This is a genomic window from Polaromonas sp., from assembly GCF_016185115.1.
Classification (GTDB): Bacteria; Pseudomonadota; Gammaproteobacteria; order Burkholderiales; family Burkholderiaceae_C; genus Polaromonas.
Map to the genome: position 1 here is coordinate 275991 of NZ_JACPOF010000030.1, position 15267 is coordinate 291257.

Consider the following 15267-nt stretch of genomic DNA (forward strand, 5'->3'; position numbering starts at 1 on the left):
ATCCTTGGTGTTTGCATTTTTTTAACGGGGCAGCGGTGTCAGCCTGCTCCAGTCGACAAGCGAGGCGCTGCCTGCGATGTCTGGCAGAACGGCCATTCCGTCCCGAACCTCAATGGCGTGGGTGATGCATTGCTGCGTCATGGCCAGAAACCATGTCACTTCGGCGGGCAGTGCATCGTTGGTCAGGGTTGATGCGAGGCTGAGCGCAGGCAGCGTGCCGAGTGCACTTTCGCCAAACATGCCCACCACAACCTTGCAGCCGGCCTGGGATGACAGCCGTGCCATTTCTCGCGTATCGGTCAGGCCGAAGCGTCCTGGCTTGAGGCTGAAGGCTTTTGCCCCACGCTCAAGAAACAACTGGGCATCCCGCAGCGATTCGCACCCGAAATCCACCAGCACAGGTACAGGCGTGGCAGCCTGAAGCCGGGTAAAAGCTGCGTCGGGGCGCAGGCCGCAAGGGTCTTCGACCACTTCTGCACCGGCATCGGCCATCGCCGCAACATAGCCCATGGCCTGGTCAAACGCATAAGCACCGTTGGCGTCCACATAGAGACGCACGCTGTCCCCAAGAGCCGCCCTCAGTTCGTGCATGGCGCGCACGTCGGTCTCCAGCCCCTGGCCACCCTTGACCTTGATCGAATCGAAACCGTACTTCGCCCTGACAGCGATGGCCTCGGCAGCCATCAATGCAGGTGCCTGCCGGGTAAGCACCCAAGTCAACGGGACCGTGCTCCTGCCGTTCCAAGCACGCCAAAGCGCCCGCCCTGACGCGGCGGCCTGCAGATCCCACAGCGCGTTGTCGAGCAACGCCCTGGCCGCCAGATTGCCTGGATAGGCATCCATCGCGCGGCGAACAGCCGTGAGGTCATCGACCACATTCCTTGCAACCAGCGGAAGCAGCAAGTCTTCGAGTGCAGCCACCAGGCCGCGCCGCGATGCGCCCGTCCATGTCGGTTTGAGCGTCATCTCCGCCACACCTGTATGACCAGTGTCTGACTCGACTTTGATCAGCAGGAATTCAGCCGCATCTTCAACGACATCGCTCCACTGCACCGGCCGTTCGTACGGCAGGCGGCAGGTGTGAAATGACCATTTAACCAGGCGCATATGACTCAGCTCGCGACGATGTTGGCGTCCTTGATGACCTTGCCCCACTTCGCGGACTCTTTGGCCATGTAGCTGATGAAGTCCGGGCCTTTTTTAAAATTGGGTTCCATGCCAAGCGACATCAGCTTGTCTTTTGTGGCGGGCTGCTGAAGGAGTTTGTCGATTTCGGATGCAAGCTTTGCAACGATGGGCGCAGGCACGCCCGCTGGTGCCGACATGCAATACCAGGCCAGCACTTCAAAGTCCCTGTAGCCGGCCTGTGTCACGGTAGGCAATTCGGGCACCAGCGCGCTGCGCGCCGCACTTGTCACGGCAATGGCTTTGATCCGACCGTCCTTGACGAGTGCCAGCGTGCCTGGAATGGCGACAAATGCAAACGCCACCTCGCCGCGAATCACGGCCGTGATGGCATCAGCCTGGCCTTTGTAAGGGACATGCATGACGTCGATCCTTGCCTGGCTGCGCAGCAGTTCACCTGCGAGGTGACCGCTGGTGCCATTGCCCGCTGACGAAAAGCTGATCTGGCCGGGCTTGCTGCGTGCAAGCTTGACGAGGTCCTCAACGGAACCCAGCCCCAGACCAGGATTGACCACCAGCAGGTTGGGCGCAGAAGCGATCAATGCCACCTGGCTCAGGTCCTTTACCGGGTTGTATGAGAGGTTTTTATAAAGGTAGGGATTGATGACATGCGTCGGGCTGCCGGCGATGAGAAGTGTGTAGCCGTCACCGCCGGCACGGACTACCATCTCGGTGCCGATGTTGCCGCCGGCGCCCGGCCGGTTGTCGATCAGGAATGTCTGACCCAGTTCTGCGCCCAGCTTTTCGCCCAGAAAGCGCGACAGCAAATCCACCGCGCCCGCCGGCGCAAAAGGCACGATGACCCGAATCGGCTTGCTGGGCCATTTACCGGTTTGTGAGAACGCATTCAGGCTGGTGCCCAAGGTGGCGGATGCAGCCACGGCAAGTGTTTGACGTCGATTGATCATGATGTCTCCTCCAATAAAAAATCAGGACTGGCGGACGTGGGACGAGGCTTCTTCTTCAGTGCGCTCCCACACCTCACGGCCCAGGGGATTGCGCATCTCTTCTGCGAGATGGCCGACGATGCCTATGGTCCGGCCTATGACGGCCAGGCCACGGCAAAGCCGCCACGGAATGTCAAGTTCTGAAGAAAGCGCACCCAATGCACCCGTCGCATTGACCGGAAGCTGGCCGGGTTTGTTCAGGGCACGCTCGGCGGCACTGGCCACCAGCTTCATCAGCTCGACATGTTTGCCGCTCAGACCGTTTTCTTCAGCCAGCTGAAACAGGCGCGGCGTGCGGGGGTCTATCGGCTTGTGCAACGGGTGACCTATGCCGGGGATGGAGGTTCTGGAAGCCACATGTCTGGCGACGATCTGCTCGGCAAGACCCGGCAGGTCTGCCTGTGTCGTGTCTTTGGTGATGGCCTCCTGCAGGAGGCGTGCGGAGCCTTCCGCAGTGCCGGCAAAGGTGGTGCCCATGCCCAGGATGCCGGCAGCGACCGCCCCCTGAAGCGACTCCGGCGCGCCCAGGTAAGTCAGGCGTGCGGCAATCACCATGGGCGTCATGCCGTGTTCGACCAGCGTGGCCAGCATGGCGTTAAAAACGATCGATTCACCGGGCGTGGGTTTGCGCCCCTTGATTTCAAGAAAGGCGAAGTCGCCCAGATTCAGCTTGCCGAGGATATCCCCCGGAAGGTCAAGGCCCTGGACAGTGATGCTGGCTTCATTGCTCCAGCCCATGTCCGATTGCAGCCGTTTACGTTTGCGTTCCATCGGCTTGTCTCCGTGTATTTTTTAAAGCTGCGCAAAGGTATCACCGCGCGTCAATCAATACAATCGATGGACTGAATTGGCTGCATTAGAAATCCTGATAATTAACCCATCGGCTTGAGGGCCCCTGCATCAAAGGCACTTTTTATGGATATCCGCAAGATGGATCTCAACCTGCTGCTGGCGTTTGACGCCCTGATGCAGGACGGCAACCTGACCCGTGCCGGCTTCCGTCTGGGGTTGTCGCAGCCCTCCATGAGCCACGCACTTTCAAGGCTGCGCGCGCTATCGGGCGACCCGCTGTTTGTACGCGTGCCGACGGGCATGGAGCCCACCGCGTTTGCCAAACAGATCGCCGGTACAGTGAAAGACGGCCTGGCCATGCTGCAGGGAGCGCTCGAAGGGGCGTCTGTTTTTGACCCCGCGACATGCGACCGAACCTTCCAGCTGCTGATGAGCGATATTGGCGAGCTGGTGTATCTGCCGCGCCTCATCACCAGGTTGAATACCGTGGCGCCCGGCGTCAACCTGCGTGTGCTGCAGTTGCCGCGCGAGTCGTATCACACGGCATTTACTTCAGGCGAAGCTGATCTGGCGCTGGGTTTTTTACCGGCCTTGAAAGCAGGCTTCTACCAGCAGCGACTATTTGTGGACTCGTATGTCTGCCTCGCCAGGACCGACCACCCACGCGTCGGCGGCAGCCTGACACTCAAGCAGTTTTCAGAGGAGTCGCACATCCTGATTGAGCCAGCGGGTTCACGCTACAGCAATATTTCGCTACAGTCATCGACCACCACCTTCATCGAGCGTTATCTTGCCAACAAGGGCCTGAGCCGCCGCATTGCCTTGCGCGTGCCTCATTTCATGGTGGTGCCCGAGATCGTGCAGCAAACAGACCTGCTTGCGACCGTGCCAAGCTACGTCATGGCGTTCATACCTGCGATGCCCAGGATCAAGATGTTGCGCCTCCCGGTGGAAACGCCGCGCTTTGAGATCAAGCAGTTCTGGCATCAGCGCAGTCACAACGATGTGGCCAACAAATGGCTGCGCGGCGTGATTGCAGAACTGTTTGTGTCCCGAAAGCCGGGCCTGCCTGCGGACGTTCCGCCGACCGGTAAAGCCGGAGCCCGAAAACCCGCAGCCCGCAAGCCTGCACCACCCTGAACCGGGGAAAAAGTTCAGGCTTGGCGGTCGAACACGCCGACGACGGGTCCATCCCAACGGTCCATGCGCAGGTGATGCGCAAAGTCCTTGCGCTGCTCTGCGAATTTGGCGGCCAGTTGCCCATTTGCCTTGTAGCGTTTGAAGTGCTCCTCCGATTCAAGCGCATAAATCATAAGGTAGGCCTCGCAACCGTCCGCATCTTTCTCTCGCAGGTCCACCTGCCGGCACCACAAAAAACCGGGCTGGCTGACGACCTCGGCCACATGACCGGTGTCCAGCCAGTTCATCAACGCCGCCTTGCCCGCGGGCGCGATCCAGAATTTTGAAACGTAGAAATAGGCGGCTTCCTGCATGGTGGTCCTTGGGCATGTGTGTATCGTTGAATATTACCCAGACGCCCCCTGATGAGGCAATCGGGGAAGACGCGCAGCACGCAACTGTTCAGGCGCACAATCAGCCAACATGCATGAACGACCTTAAAACCCCCGAGTACATGGGGCTCACGCTGCCCAGCCCTGCCTGGATTTTTGGCGCACTGCTCTTTGGCCTCATTGCTTATGCAGCATTCAGGCGCGGCCGCAAGAGCGAACGCCCGGTGCTGACCTGGTCGGGCGTTGCCATGATGATCTATCCGTATGCCACACCCCAGACCTGGCTTCTTTGGGCTGTCGGGGTTGCGTTTTGCGGCTGGCTCTACCTGAAGTGGGATTGAACGCGGACAAATCCGACAGGAAACAAAAAAGCCACCCGAGGGTGGCTTTTTGTATTGGCGGAAACGGAGGGATTCGAACCCTCGATGAGGCTCTACACCCCATACTCCCTTAGCAGGGGAGCACCTTCGGCCACTCGGTCACGTTTCCAATAAAACGATTATCTCACGACTCGCCGGCCTTTTGGCTGTCGTACGCCTGCCGTTTTCAGGCGGCGGGCTGGTCCAGGTCGAAAGCCTTGTGCAGCGCGCGAACGGCCAGCTCCATGTATTTCTCATCGATGACGACCGAGGTCTTGATTTCACTGGTCGAAATCATCTGGATGTTGATGCCCTCTTCGCTCAGCACGCGGAACATCCGGCTGGCCACACCAACGTGGCTGCGCATGCCGATACCGACGATGCTGACCTTGCAGATCTTGGCGTCGCCGGTGATCTCATGCGCGCCGAGTTTTGGCAGCACCTGGGCCTTGAGCAAATCCATGGCCTTGGCGTAGTCGTTGCGGTGAACGGTGAAGCTGAAGTCGGTCTTGCCGTCCTTGCTGATGTTCTGGATGATCACATCGACTTCGATGTTGGCGTCGGCCACGGCGCCCAGGATTTGATAGGCGATGCCCGGGGTGTCAGGCACGCCCAGCACGGATATTTTGGCTTCATCACGGTTGAATGCGATGCCCGATACGATGGCTTGTTCCATGTTTTCGTCTTCCTCAAAGCTGATCAAAGTGCCAGATTTGGCCTCAATGTTGATGTCAATGTCCCAGTCGGTAAAGCTGCTGAGCACGCGCAGCGGCACCTTGTACTTGCCGGCAAATTCAACCGAGCGGATCTGCAGCACCTTGGAGCCCAGCGATGCCATCTCCAGCATCTCTTCAAAACTCACGGTCTGCAGGCGGCGCGCTTCAGGCACGACGCGCGGGTCGGTGGTGTAAACGCCATCGACATCGGTGTAAATCAGGCACTCATGCGCCTTCATGGCGGCAGCAATGGCGACAGCAGAAGTGTCGGAGCCGCCACGGCCCAGCGTGGTGACGTTGTCGCCTTCGTCCACACCCTGGAAGCCGGTGATGATGACGACCTTGCCGGCATCAAGGTCGGCCTTGACCTTTTTGTCGTCAATCGATTCGATGCGGGCCTTGGTATAGGCGCTGTTGGTCTTGATGGCGACCTGCCAGCCCGCGTAGCTGACAGACTGCATGCCCTCGGCCTGCAGCGCAATGGCCAGCAAGGCGCTGGAGGCCTGTTCGCCGGTGGCGGCAAGTGCGTCGAGTTCGCGGCCGTAGGCGTCGCCGGGTTTGGCGGGCGACAGTTCTTTGGCCAGGCCGAGCAGACGGTTGGTTTCGCCACTCATGGCGCTGGGGACGACGACCATCTGGTGGCCAGCACGCGCCCATTTGGCGACGCGTTTGGCCACATTGCGAATGCGCTCTGTCGAGCCCATCGATGTGCCGCCGTATTTGTGAACGATCAAAGCCATTGCAGGATGTCAATCAAGGGTTGGGTTTTGGCATTTTTGCGGGCAAAAAAGCCTCTTTCAATGAAAAGACTGCTGCCAGCAAAGCCTTCAATTATAGCCAGTCGGCCCCTGCAGGCCGCCACGCCTCAGCGCCAGCCCAGTACGGCCCCGATGCGGGTAACGTGACCGGTCGCAACCTTGATGTCGATCTGGTGGCCGCGTGTCGTGCAGGCAGCTATCTGGGAAAGCAGCTGTTCGAGCTGCGCAGCGCTTGGCGTGGCCCCATGCACCCCAAGCAGCCAGTACCTGAGCACATTCGCCTGGCGGTTTTTTGACAGGGCCTGAAGGCTCTTGATGGCGGGCGGCGAACCCACCTTCACAAGGTCTTCAGCAGCAACCTCAACCAGCAACTCATGCGCCTGCGCTGCATGCCGCGCACTGCGCGCATAGGTCTCGCGGAACTGGGGGAAAGCGCCGTCAAGCGCGGGCAACAGCCGCGCGCGAATCATGTTGCGGGTGTAGCGCTCGTCGGTATTGGTCGGGTCATCGACAAACGGGATTTTTTGCTGCACCAGCCATGCACGCAGCTCAGCTGCTGACGTTTCCAGCAAAGGCCGGTAAAACTGCATGCCCTCACGTTCGAACTGCGGCCCCATGCCAGAGAGCCCCGGCAGCCCCGCCCCCCGGCTCAATGCCAGCAAAAGCGTTTCAACCTGGTCATCCGCGTGCTGGCCCAGCAGCACACCACTCACGCCCAGACGCAATGCCTTGGCCGCCAGTGCCTTGTAGCGCGCTTTGCGAGCTGCATCTTCCGGGCTTTCGCCAGTAGCAGCCGAAGCATCAACACGCACCACGTGCAAAGGCACATTAATCCCGGCACAGACCGCTTCGCAAACCCGCACGAAATCATCGGCAGCGGCCTGCAGGCCGTGATGGATATGAATGGCGTGTACTTGGCCCGGCCAATGAGCGGCAGCAGCAAGCAGCAAGGCGGTGGAATCAGCACCGCCGCTGTAGGCAACGGCCAACCCCGAAGAGTTTGGCGGAAACGTAGGGATTCGAACCCCCAATGAGAGTGCCGCGGCAGCCGGATTAACAGGAACGTTAATGGCAGGCGGCGCAGGCAGCTTATTTCGCGTCGGCTTTGGTGTCGGTGAAGCGGCCATAGCTTTGCAGGCGTTCGTAGCGGCGGTCCAGCAATTCCTTGACCTTCAAATCGCTGACCTGCCGGAACGCGTCGTTCAGGGCGCGCTTGAGGAATGCCGCCATCTGCTTGTGGTCGCGGTGTGCGCCACCCACCGGCTCGTTGACGATCTTGTCGATCACACCCAAAGCCTTGAGGCGGTGCGCCGTGATGCCCAGCGCTTCCGCAGCGACTTCTGCCTTGTCGGATGTCTTCCAGAGGATGGAAGCGCAGCCTTCAGGGCTGATGACTGAATAAATCGAATACTGCAGCATGACGACCTGGTCACCCACCGAAATCGCCAGTGCGCCGCCAGAGCCGCCTTCGCCAATGATGGTGGTGATGATGGGCACCTCCAGCTGCGCCATCTCGAATATGTTGCGTCCGATGGCCTCGGATTGGCCGCGCTCTTCGGCATCAATCCCGGGGTAAGCGCCCGGCGTATCGACAAAGGTGAACACCGGCAGCTTGAACTTCTCGGCGGTTTTCATCAGGCGCAGGGCCTTGCGATAACCCTCGGGCTTGCTCATGCCGAAGTTGCGCAGGCCGCGCTCTTTGGTGTCGCGGCCCTTCTGGTGGCCCAGCACCATGCAGGCCGTGCCGTTGAAGCGCGCCAGTCCGCCGACGATGGACAGGTCGTCGGAAAAATGCCGGTCGCCGTGCAGCTCGACAAAGTCGGTGAATATTTCGCGAATGTAGTCCAGCGTGTAGGGCCGTTCGGCGTGGCGGGCGATCTTGGTGATCTGCCACGGCGTCAGGTCGCTGTAGATGTCCTTGGTAAGCTGCTGGCTCTTTTTGGCCAGCTGGTCGATCTCTTCAGAGATATCGACGGCTGACTCGGTCTGCACATAACGCAGTTCTTCGATTTTTCCTTCAAGCTCCGCAATCGGCTGCTCGAAATCAAGAAAGGTCTTTTTCGCCATGTCGTACTCCCCAAAGCTTCAAGGCTTCAAAATCAGGTCGGCTCGGCGCCCGGCACGGGCAAGGGGTCGAGCGAGCGCCAAATATACCAAGTTGCAACACTGCAATAAGGTGCCCAGGCGGCGGCCACCTCGCGCGCATCGCTGCGGCTCACAGCTTCGCCCGAGAAATAGCTTTTGCTGATGCCGGCAATCAGGCCCACATCATCCAGCGGCAGCACATTGGGCCGGCGCAGGTAGAAGATCAAAAACATCTCGGCCGTCCAGCGGCCAATGCCACGGATGGCCACCAGTTCTTCAATGATGGCCTCGTCGTCCATCGCGGCCCAGTCCTTCACATGCACCGTGCCGGCGTCAAAGTGTATGGACAGGTCAACGAGGTACTCGACCTTGCGTGCGCTCAGGCCGGCGGCGCGCATGTCGTCGACTTTCAGCTTGAGCACATTGGCAGGTGTCATCTTGCGTGGCAGGGCCACAAACCTGTGCCATACGGATTGCGCCGCCTTGACAGAAATCTGCTGCCCCACAATGCTTCGCGCCAGCGTGCTGAAAGCGTCGCCCCGCGACTGCAGGCAGGCATCGCCAAACTGCGGAATCAGCCGTTTCATGACACGGTCTTTTTTGGTCAGGTGCCTGCAGGCGTCGGCCCAGTACTCCGGCGTGGAATTTACCGGCCCCAGGTCTTCCGGCTCTGCATTCACCGTCTTTTTCATGACGCGGCTTCCCAGGTCGTCCCGGCAGGCGAATCCTTGAGCACAATGCCTTGCGCCAGCAAATCGGTACGAATCTTGTCGGCCAGTGCAAAGTCTTTTGCGGCCTTGGCCTGGGCGCGCTGCGCAATCAGGGCCTGTATGCTGGCCTCGTCCAGGCCTGCACCGGCCTGAAGATAGGCGCCAGGTTCGTTTTGCAGCAAACCCAGGCAGCCACCCAGGCCCTTGAGCAATGCAGCCGTTTCGGCAGACGCGGTTCTGTTTACTTCACCGGCCAGCTCAAACAAAACCGCCATGGCTTCGGGCGTGCCAAAGTCTTCATCCATCGCTGCCTTGAAGCGCGCGGCAAACGTGTTGCTCCAGTCGATGCCCGTACCGGCCGGTGCCACCAGCGCCAGTGCGGTGTAAAGACGTTTCAGGGAATTGCGGGCATCGTCAAGATGCGCGTCGCTGTAATTGAGCGGGCTGCGGTAGTGGGCGCGCAGGATGAAAAAACGCACCGTCTCCGCATCGTATTTCTGCAGGATCTCGCGGATGGTGAAGAAGTTGCCCAGCGATTTGGACATCTTCTCGTTGTCAACCCGCACAAAACCGTTGTGCATCCATGTGCCGGCCAGCGGCTTGCCAAACGCACCCTCAGACTGCGCAATCTCGTTTTCATGGTGCGGGAACTGCAGGTCTGCACCGCCGCCGTGAATGTCGAAGGATTCGCCCAGCAACTCACAGGCCATGGCGGAGCATTCAATATGCCAGCCGGGGCGGCCCGGGCCGTAGGCGCTGGGCCACTTGGCGTCGTCGGGCTCGGCCGGTTTTGCGCTTTTCCAGAGCACAAAGTCCAGCGGGTCGTCCTTGCCATCCAGTACATCCACACGCTCGCCGGCACGCAGTTCGTCCAGCGACTTGCCCGACAGCTTGCCGTAGCCGCTGAATTTACGAACGGCGTAATTGACATCGCCAGCGCCGGTTCCTTCCTTTGCCTGATACGCCAGGCCCTTTTTTTCAAGCTGGCCAATGAGGCTGAGCATCTGCGGCACGTATTCAGTGGCGCGCGGTTCATGGGTCGGACGTTCAATGCCCAGGGCATCGGCGTCCTGGTGCAGGGCCTGGACCATGCGGTCGGTCAGCGAGCGTATGGTTTCGCCGTTCTCGACTGCGCGCCGGATGATCTTGTCGTCAATATCGGTGACATTGCGCACATAGGTCACCTTGAAACCACTGGTTTTGAGCCATCGCTGCACGACGTCAAACGCAACCATGGCGCGCGCATGCCCCAGGTGGCAGAGGTCGTACACGGTCATGCCGCAGACGTACATGCGCACATGGCCTGGGACAAGCGGTGAAAACGTTTCCACGTCACGCTTGAGCGTGTTGTAAATCCGGAGACTCATGAATGGGTTGGGTACGTGGCAGCCCTGGAGCGGTCAAAAGGGTTTGTAAAAACCACTGTTTCACTGGCCGTGGCGGGTGGAAAGCAGGTATAAAAAGCGGGTTGTAGAACTACGGGAAAAGCGCCCGGGCACCTGTAAAACGGATACTTCGAACGCTAATGAACTATACCCCTCAGCTACAATCCGCCAGTATATCCAGCCCGCTTCACCCGTCAAAAGCACAAAAATTGCAGAGGCCTTATGTTTAATCCAGCATCCCGTCCGCAACCATCCGCCGCAGCCGGTCTTTCCGGCCTCATGCGCGTGCTTTTGCTGGCTTTTGGCCTGTCGGTCACGGCAGCTTACGCCGACGAATACACGGATGTGAACGCGCTGATTCGGGCCGGCAAGTTTGCAGAAGCCCAGGCCAAAGCCGACCAGTACCTGTCGGGCAAACCGCGTGACCCGCAAATGCGCTTTATCAAGGGTGTGATCCAGACCGAAGCCGGCAAACCGGGCGACGCCATCACCACCTTTACCCAGATCACCCAGGATTACCCCGAACTGCCAGAGCCCTACAACAACCTCGCGGTGCTGTATGCCGGCCAGAGCCAGTTCGACAAGGCCCGCGCCGCACTTGAAATGGCCATCCGCACCAACCCGAGCTACGCCACCGCCCATGAAAACCTCGGCGATGTCTACGCCAAGCTGGCCAGCCAGGCCTACAGCAAGGCATTGCAGCTCGATAGCGGCAACACCGGCGTGCAGCCCAAGCTGGCGCTGATCCGCACCCTGTTTGCACCTGAAGCCAGGGGCCAGAAGCCGGCAACCGGCGCGCAGGCTGCAGCAGCTGCAGCAAAGGCCCCCGTGGTCGCAGCAGCACCTGCGGCGCCAGCGCCTGCCGCACCTGCGGCAGCCAAACCCGCCCCGGCCCCGGCCGCAGCGGCACCTGCAGCACCACCACCACCCGCCGCTGCAGCCCCCAGCGGCGCAGAAAAAGATGTCGAGACTGCTGTTCGCAACTGGGCCGCAGCCTGGGCGGCCAAGGACATGACCGGCTACCTCGGCAGCTACGGCAAGGACTTTGCGCCGCCAAAGGGCGAGAGCCGCAAAGCCTGGGAAGAAGACCGCCGCGCCCGCATCGTCGGCAAGTCGCGTATCACGGTCAAGCTCGACAACCTTTCCGTGGCCGTCGATGGCAGCAAGGCCACCGCCAAATTCAGGCAGGCTTACAGTGCCGACTCCCTGAATGTGTCCAGCCGCAAGACGCTGGACCTGGTCAAGGCCGGCGAGCGTTGGGTCATCGTCCGGGAATCGACCGGAAACTAATCCGGTTGCGGTGGGTCACATGACTTCATGGCCACAGCAGGCTGCGTGTCAACCTTGAGCATCTTTTCCGATTGAACCCTTTTTCCACACAGTTAAAAAAGGCATCGCACGTCTTTTTCTGGGCCTCGCTTGTGCTGGCGCTGGCGCTGGCATCGCCGCTCGCCTACGCCAAAAAAGAAAAGCGCACAAAGGCCGAGCGGGCCGCCGCGTCTGAAAGCCGCAAGGCCGCGCGTGCCGAACGCAAGGCCAGACAGGCGAAGGCTGCACGCGCCCCGGTCGTCCCCAAGGCTGTGGTCCGCGATGGTGAAGCCGAAGCCCGGCTCATCGACATCTACAAACTGATTGGCCAGGCCAAAACGCGCGAAGCACTGGGCAAGGCCGAAGTGCTGGTGCGCGACCACCCTACTTTCCAGCTGGCCCAGCTGGTTTATGGCGACCTGCTGTCCGCACAGTTGCGCCCGGTGCGCGCCATCGGCGATGTGCCCGACACCACTGCAAAAGCGGCTGGCCCGGCACTCGCCGAGCTGCGCGATGAATCGCTGCTGCGCCTGCGCGCCCTGCGCGAACGCCCGGCGCCCGGGCTGGTTCCGTCGCAGTTCATGGCGCTCTCAAGTGTCAACAAACACGCCATTGCCGTCGATGCATCCAGATCGCGGCTCTACCTGTTTGAAAACACCGCCACAGGCATGAAGCTGCTGGCTGACTACTACATCTCGGTCGGCAAGTCCGGCATTGAAAAGAAGGTGGAAGGCGACCTGCGCACACCGCTGGGCGTTTACTTCATCACCAGCAACCTCGACCCGAAATCCCTGAAGGATTTTTACGGTTCGGGTGCGTTGCCGGTCAACTACCCCAACCAGCTGGACATCAAGCGCGGCAAGACCGGCGGCGGCATCTGGCTGCACGGCACACCACCCTCACAATATTCACGCGCACCACTGGCCACCGACGGCTGCGTGGTGCTGGCCAATCCCGACCTTGAACGCATCATCAACACGGTCGAGATTCGCACCACGCCGGTGGTGATCGCCCAAAGCCTCAAATGGGTGGCCCCGCAAACCGCAAAAGCCGACAGCAAACCGTTTGAAGATGCCCTCAAGGGCTGGCACACCGCCAAGTCCAGCGGTGACTTCGCCAAGGTCGCCAGCTGGTACGCGCCCGACTTTTTCACCACCAACGGCAAGACCCTGACCGACTGGACGCCCACCCTGCGCAGCGAAGTCGAGAAACTGGGCGGCAAGGAAATCCTGCTCAAGGATGTGTCCTACCTGCGCTGGACGGACACCACCGACACCATGGTGGTAACCTTTGCCGAACTCGTCCAGGGCGCCAAAACCGGTCGGACCAAACGCCAGTACTGGAGCCGCAGCGGCAACCAGTGGAAAATTTTCTACGAAGGAAACGTCTGATGACAACAGCCCCATCTCTTGCCTCCGCCAGCCGGCGCGCCAGTCTTGCCATCGCAGGGTTTGCCTTCGCCGCACTCAGCCTCGCCTCTTCAGGTGCTTTTGCCCAGGCGGCTCAGAAAGTGAAGTTTGTGACCACCGAAGGCGACTTCGTCATGGAGGTCTACCCCGACAAGGCCCCCAAAACGGTGGCCAACTTCCTGCAATACGTCAAGGACAAGCACTACGATGGCACCATCTTCCACCGCGTGATCAGCAACTTCATGGTTCAGGGCGGCGGTTACGACGCGACCTACGCCGAGAAGAAAACCCGCCCACCCGTTGCACACGAAGGCCGCGAAGCGCTGGCCAAAGGCGGCGCAAAAAATGTCGTTGGCACAGTGGCCATGGCCCGCACCAATGACCCCAACTCTGCATCGGCGCAGTTCTTTATCAACGTGAAGGACAACGAGTTCCTGAACCCGACCGTCATCCCGCCGGGCGACCCTGTGCCCAAATTCGAATTCCAGGGCCGCACCTATGAAAACATCCCGCGTTCGCAGCTGGTCAACAACCCGCAGCTCTTTGGCTACACCGTGTTCGGCAAAATTGTGAGCGGCATGGACGTGGTCGAAAAAATCAAGGGTACGCCCACCGGCCCGGGCGGACCTTTCGCGTCCGATGTACCGAAAACGCCCGTCATCATCAAGTCGGCCGCGCTGGTCAGCTGATACCCCAAACTGCCAGTCACTTCATTAACCACTCTCATCCAGGACCATCATGAGCAACCCACAAGTAGAACTCCACATCAAGGATTACGGCGTCATCACGCTGGAACTCGACGCGGCCAAGGCGCCCAAGACCGTTGCCAACTTCCTGAGCTACGTCAACAAGGGCCACTACAGCAACGTCGTGTTCCACCGCGTGATTCCCGGCTTCATGATCCAGGGCGGCGGCTTTGAACCCGGCATGAAACAAAAGCCCACCGATGGCGAGATCGAAAACGAGGCCACCAACGGCCTGAAGAACGACAAGTACACCGTCGCCATGGCCCGCACCAACGCACCACACTCGGCCAGCGCACAGTTCTTCATCAATGCATCGAACAACAACTTCCTGAACCACACCGCGCCCAACGGCTCCGGCTGGGGTTATGCCGTGTTCGGCAAGGTGGTGTCGGGCACCGACGTTGTCGACAAGATTGAAGGCGTGAAGACCGGCAACAAGGGCGGCCACGGTGATGTGCCGCAGACCGACGTGATCATTGAAAAGGCTGTGGCCCTGTAACTCTTTCTTCTTTTCCGTCCGCCGTCATGGCCGAGGCCGTGCCCCAGATTGCAGAGCTCAATGCTCCACAAGACTGGCGCACGGTCGATTTCATTTCAGACCTGCATCTGCACGCCAGCGAACCCGCCACCTTTGCCGCCTGGCAGCACTACATGCAGACCACCCCTGCAGACGCCGTGTTCATCCTTGGCGACCTGTTTGAAGTGTGGGTCGGCGACGATGCCGTGAATGACGACATTTCCATCACCGCCGCCAGCTTTGAAGACCGCTGCGCCCATGTGCTGGGCGACACGGCTGGCCGGCTTCCCGTCTACTTCATGCACGGCAACCGCGATTTCCTGGTCGGCCAGGGCCTGATGGACCTTTGCAATGCCACATTGCTGGCCGACCCCACCGTGCTGGTTTTCAACAGGCACCGCTGGCTGCTGTCACACGGCGATGCGCTGTGCCTTGAAGATGCCGACTACATGGTGTTTCGTGAGCAGGTGCGCAGCGTTCAATGGCAGCAGGCCTTTCTGGCCAAACCCCTGGCTGAGCGGCAGGAGATAGCGCGCAGCCTGCGCACGCAGAGCGAAGCCCGCAAGGCATCCGGCGCCACCTATGCCGACCTCGACACGGCCGCCACGCGCACCTGGCTGCAGGCAGCGCACGCCCAGACGCTGATTCACGGCCACACCCACAAGCCGGCAGTGCATGACCTGGGCAGCGGCATGAACCGCGTGGTGCTGTCTGACTGGGACCTGGCAGCAGCACCGCCGCGTGCGGAAGTTCTGCGTCTGTCTGCACACGGCCTGCAGCGCATACCGCTGGCGTAAATGCGCTTGACCGCCGCCTCCGCCTTGCAAATCGGGCACGGG

The 15267-nt window shown here is 60.4% G+C and carries 16 protein-coding genes and 1 tRNA gene; 7 read left to right on the forward strand and 10 right to left on the reverse strand.

Annotated elements, in window-relative coordinates; all coding sequences use genetic code 11:
- Nucleotides 1–21 precede the first annotated feature (21 nt).
- The 3 genes from HYX42_RS22285 to HYX42_RS22295 are packed head-to-tail and all read right to left on the reverse strand — an operon-like array spanning nucleotide 22 to nucleotide 2903.
- Nucleotides 22–1107 carry an enolase C-terminal domain-like protein gene (locus tag HYX42_RS22285; RefSeq protein ID WP_293407378.1) on the reverse strand — a complete coding sequence of 362 codons (1086 nt, stop codon included), beginning with the start codon at nucleotides 1105–1107 and terminating at the stop codon, nucleotides 22–24.
- A 5-nt stretch (nucleotides 1108–1112) separates the two neighbouring features.
- Nucleotides 1113–2093: a tripartite tricarboxylate transporter substrate binding protein gene (locus tag HYX42_RS22290; protein WP_293407380.1), complete on the reverse strand. Its 981-nt coding sequence runs from the start codon at nucleotides 2091–2093 to the stop codon at nucleotides 1113–1115.
- Nucleotides 2094–2114: 21 nt separating this feature from the next.
- A complete protein-coding gene (locus HYX42_RS22295) occupies nucleotides 2115–2903 on the reverse strand; it encodes a citryl-CoA lyase (protein WP_293407383.1) in 789 nt (262 codons plus the stop codon).
- Between the two features lie 144 nt (nucleotides 2904–3047).
- Between HYX42_RS22295 and HYX42_RS22300 the strand changes: the two genes are divergently transcribed.
- Nucleotides 3048–4064: a LysR family transcriptional regulator gene (locus HYX42_RS22300; RefSeq protein ID WP_293407385.1), complete on the forward strand. Its 1017-nt coding sequence runs from the start codon at nucleotides 3048–3050 to the stop codon at nucleotides 4062–4064.
- A 14-nt stretch (nucleotides 4065–4078) separates the two neighbouring features.
- Here HYX42_RS22300 and HYX42_RS22305 read toward each other — a convergent pair whose 3' ends face one another.
- A complete protein-coding gene (locus HYX42_RS22305; RefSeq protein ID WP_293407387.1) occupies nucleotides 4079–4417 on the reverse strand; it encodes a DUF4286 family protein in 339 nt (112 codons plus the stop codon).
- Nucleotides 4418–4530: 113 nt separating this feature from the next.
- Between HYX42_RS22305 and HYX42_RS22310 the strand changes: the two genes are divergently transcribed.
- A complete protein-coding gene (locus HYX42_RS22310) occupies nucleotides 4531–4776 on the forward strand; it encodes a hypothetical protein (protein WP_293407389.1) in 246 nt (81 codons plus the stop codon).
- A gap of 55 nt (nucleotides 4777–4831) precedes the next feature.
- On the opposite strand, the gene HYX42_RS22315 is transcribed toward HYX42_RS22310, so the two are convergent.
- The 6 genes from HYX42_RS22315 to cysS form a co-directional block, all read right to left on the reverse strand.
- Nucleotides 4832–4924 (reverse strand) — tRNA-Ser (locus HYX42_RS22315).
- Between the two features lie 57 nt (nucleotides 4925–4981).
- Nucleotides 4982–6250, reverse strand: a complete 1269-nt coding sequence (locus tag HYX42_RS22320; protein WP_293407391.1) for an aspartate kinase — start codon at nucleotides 6248–6250, stop codon at nucleotides 4982–4984.
- Between the two features lie 125 nt (nucleotides 6251–6375).
- Nucleotides 6376–7395, reverse strand: coding sequence for a tRNA lysidine(34) synthetase TilS (gene tilS, locus HYX42_RS22325; protein ID WP_293407393.1), 1020 nt, complete (start codon nucleotides 7393–7395; stop codon nucleotides 6376–6378).
- On the reverse strand, nucleotides 7358–8335 hold the full coding sequence (locus tag HYX42_RS22330) for an acetyl-CoA carboxylase carboxyltransferase subunit alpha (protein WP_293407395.1): 978 nt from the start codon (nucleotides 8333–8335) through the stop codon (nucleotides 7358–7360). The genes tilS and HYX42_RS22330 overlap by 38 nt, the downstream gene beginning before the upstream one ends.
- A 32-nt stretch (nucleotides 8336–8367) precedes the next feature.
- Nucleotides 8368–9045, reverse strand: coding sequence for a DNA-3-methyladenine glycosylase 2 family protein (locus HYX42_RS22335; RefSeq protein ID WP_293407397.1), 678 nt, complete (start codon nucleotides 9043–9045; stop codon nucleotides 8368–8370).
- Entirely contained in the window at nucleotides 9042–10430 is a 1389-nt protein-coding gene (gene cysS / locus HYX42_RS22340) for a cysteine--tRNA ligase (protein WP_293407399.1), read from the reverse strand. Before cysS ends, HYX42_RS22335 begins: the two co-directional genes overlap by 4 nt.
- Nucleotides 10431–10670: 240 nt before the next feature.
- Here cysS and HYX42_RS22345 point away from each other — a divergent pair, with 240 nt between their 5' ends.
- From HYX42_RS22345 to HYX42_RS22365, 5 genes are all read left to right on the forward strand, one after another.
- Nucleotides 10671–11738 carry a tetratricopeptide repeat protein gene (locus HYX42_RS22345; RefSeq protein WP_293407401.1) on the forward strand — a complete coding sequence of 356 codons (1068 nt, stop codon included), beginning with the start codon at nucleotides 10671–10673 and terminating at the stop codon, nucleotides 11736–11738.
- 71 nt (nucleotides 11739–11809) lie between these two features.
- Nucleotides 11810–13147, forward strand: coding sequence for a L,D-transpeptidase (locus HYX42_RS22350; protein ID WP_293407403.1), 1338 nt, complete (start codon nucleotides 11810–11812; stop codon nucleotides 13145–13147).
- Nucleotides 13147–13854 (forward strand): peptidylprolyl isomerase, encoded by a 708-nt coding sequence (locus tag HYX42_RS22355; protein WP_293407405.1) that lies wholly within the window; start codon nucleotides 13147–13149, stop codon nucleotides 13852–13854. The genes HYX42_RS22350 and HYX42_RS22355 overlap by 1 nt, the downstream gene beginning before the upstream one ends.
- A 49-nt stretch (nucleotides 13855–13903) precedes the next feature.
- On the forward strand, nucleotides 13904–14410 hold the full coding sequence (locus tag HYX42_RS22360) for a peptidylprolyl isomerase (protein WP_293407407.1): 507 nt from the start codon (nucleotides 13904–13906) through the stop codon (nucleotides 14408–14410).
- Nucleotides 14411–14436: 26 nt separating this feature from the next.
- Complete coding sequence (locus tag HYX42_RS22365; RefSeq protein ID WP_293407409.1) at nucleotides 14437–15225, forward strand: UDP-2,3-diacylglucosamine diphosphatase; 789 nt, start codon at nucleotides 14437–14439, stop codon at nucleotides 15223–15225.
- The last annotated feature ends 42 nt before the right edge of the window (nucleotides 15226–15267 follow it).

Bases quoted from the DNA above. Each gene is read 5' to 3' on its own strand.
- HYX42_RS22285 (WP_293407378.1), bottom strand. From the start codon at position 1,107: ATGCGCCTGGTTAAATGGTCATTTCACACCTGCCGCCTGCCGTACGAA.
- HYX42_RS22290 (WP_293407380.1), bottom strand. From the start codon at position 2,093: ATGATCAATCGACGTCAAACACTTGCCGTGGCTGCATCCGCCACCTTG.
- HYX42_RS22295 (WP_293407383.1), bottom strand. From the start codon at position 2,903: ATGGAACGCAAACGTAAACGGCTGCAATCGGACATGGGCTGGAGCAAT.
- HYX42_RS22300 (WP_293407385.1), top strand. From the start codon at position 3,048: ATGGATATCCGCAAGATGGATCTCAACCTGCTGCTGGCGTTTGACGCC.
- HYX42_RS22305 (WP_293407387.1), bottom strand. From the start codon at position 4,417: ATGCAGGAAGCCGCCTATTTCTACGTTTCAAAATTCTGGATCGCGCCC.
- HYX42_RS22310 (WP_293407389.1), top strand. From the start codon at position 4,531: ATGAACGACCTTAAAACCCCCGAGTACATGGGGCTCACGCTGCCCAGC.
- HYX42_RS22320 (WP_293407391.1), bottom strand. From the start codon at position 6,250: ATGGCTTTGATCGTTCACAAATACGGCGGCACATCGATGGGCTCGACA.
- tilS (WP_293407393.1), bottom strand. From the start codon at position 7,395: ATGGCCGCTTCACCGACACCAAAGCCGACGCGAAATAAGCTGCCTGCG.
- HYX42_RS22330 (WP_293407395.1), bottom strand. From the start codon at position 8,335: ATGGCGAAAAAGACCTTTCTTGATTTCGAGCAGCCGATTGCGGAGCTT.
- HYX42_RS22335 (WP_293407397.1), bottom strand. From the start codon at position 9,045: ATGAAAAAGACGGTGAATGCAGAGCCGGAAGACCTGGGGCCGGTAAAT.
- cysS (WP_293407399.1), bottom strand. From the start codon at position 10,430: ATGAGTCTCCGGATTTACAACACGCTCAAGCGTGACGTGGAAACGTTT.
- HYX42_RS22345 (WP_293407401.1), top strand. From the start codon at position 10,671: ATGTTTAATCCAGCATCCCGTCCGCAACCATCCGCCGCAGCCGGTCTT.
- HYX42_RS22355 (WP_293407405.1), top strand. From the start codon at position 13,147: ATGACAACAGCCCCATCTCTTGCCTCCGCCAGCCGGCGCGCCAGTCTT.
- HYX42_RS22360 (WP_293407407.1), top strand. From the start codon at position 13,904: ATGAGCAACCCACAAGTAGAACTCCACATCAAGGATTACGGCGTCATC.
- HYX42_RS22365 (WP_293407409.1), top strand. From the start codon at position 14,437: ATGGCCGAGGCCGTGCCCCAGATTGCAGAGCTCAATGCTCCACAAGAC.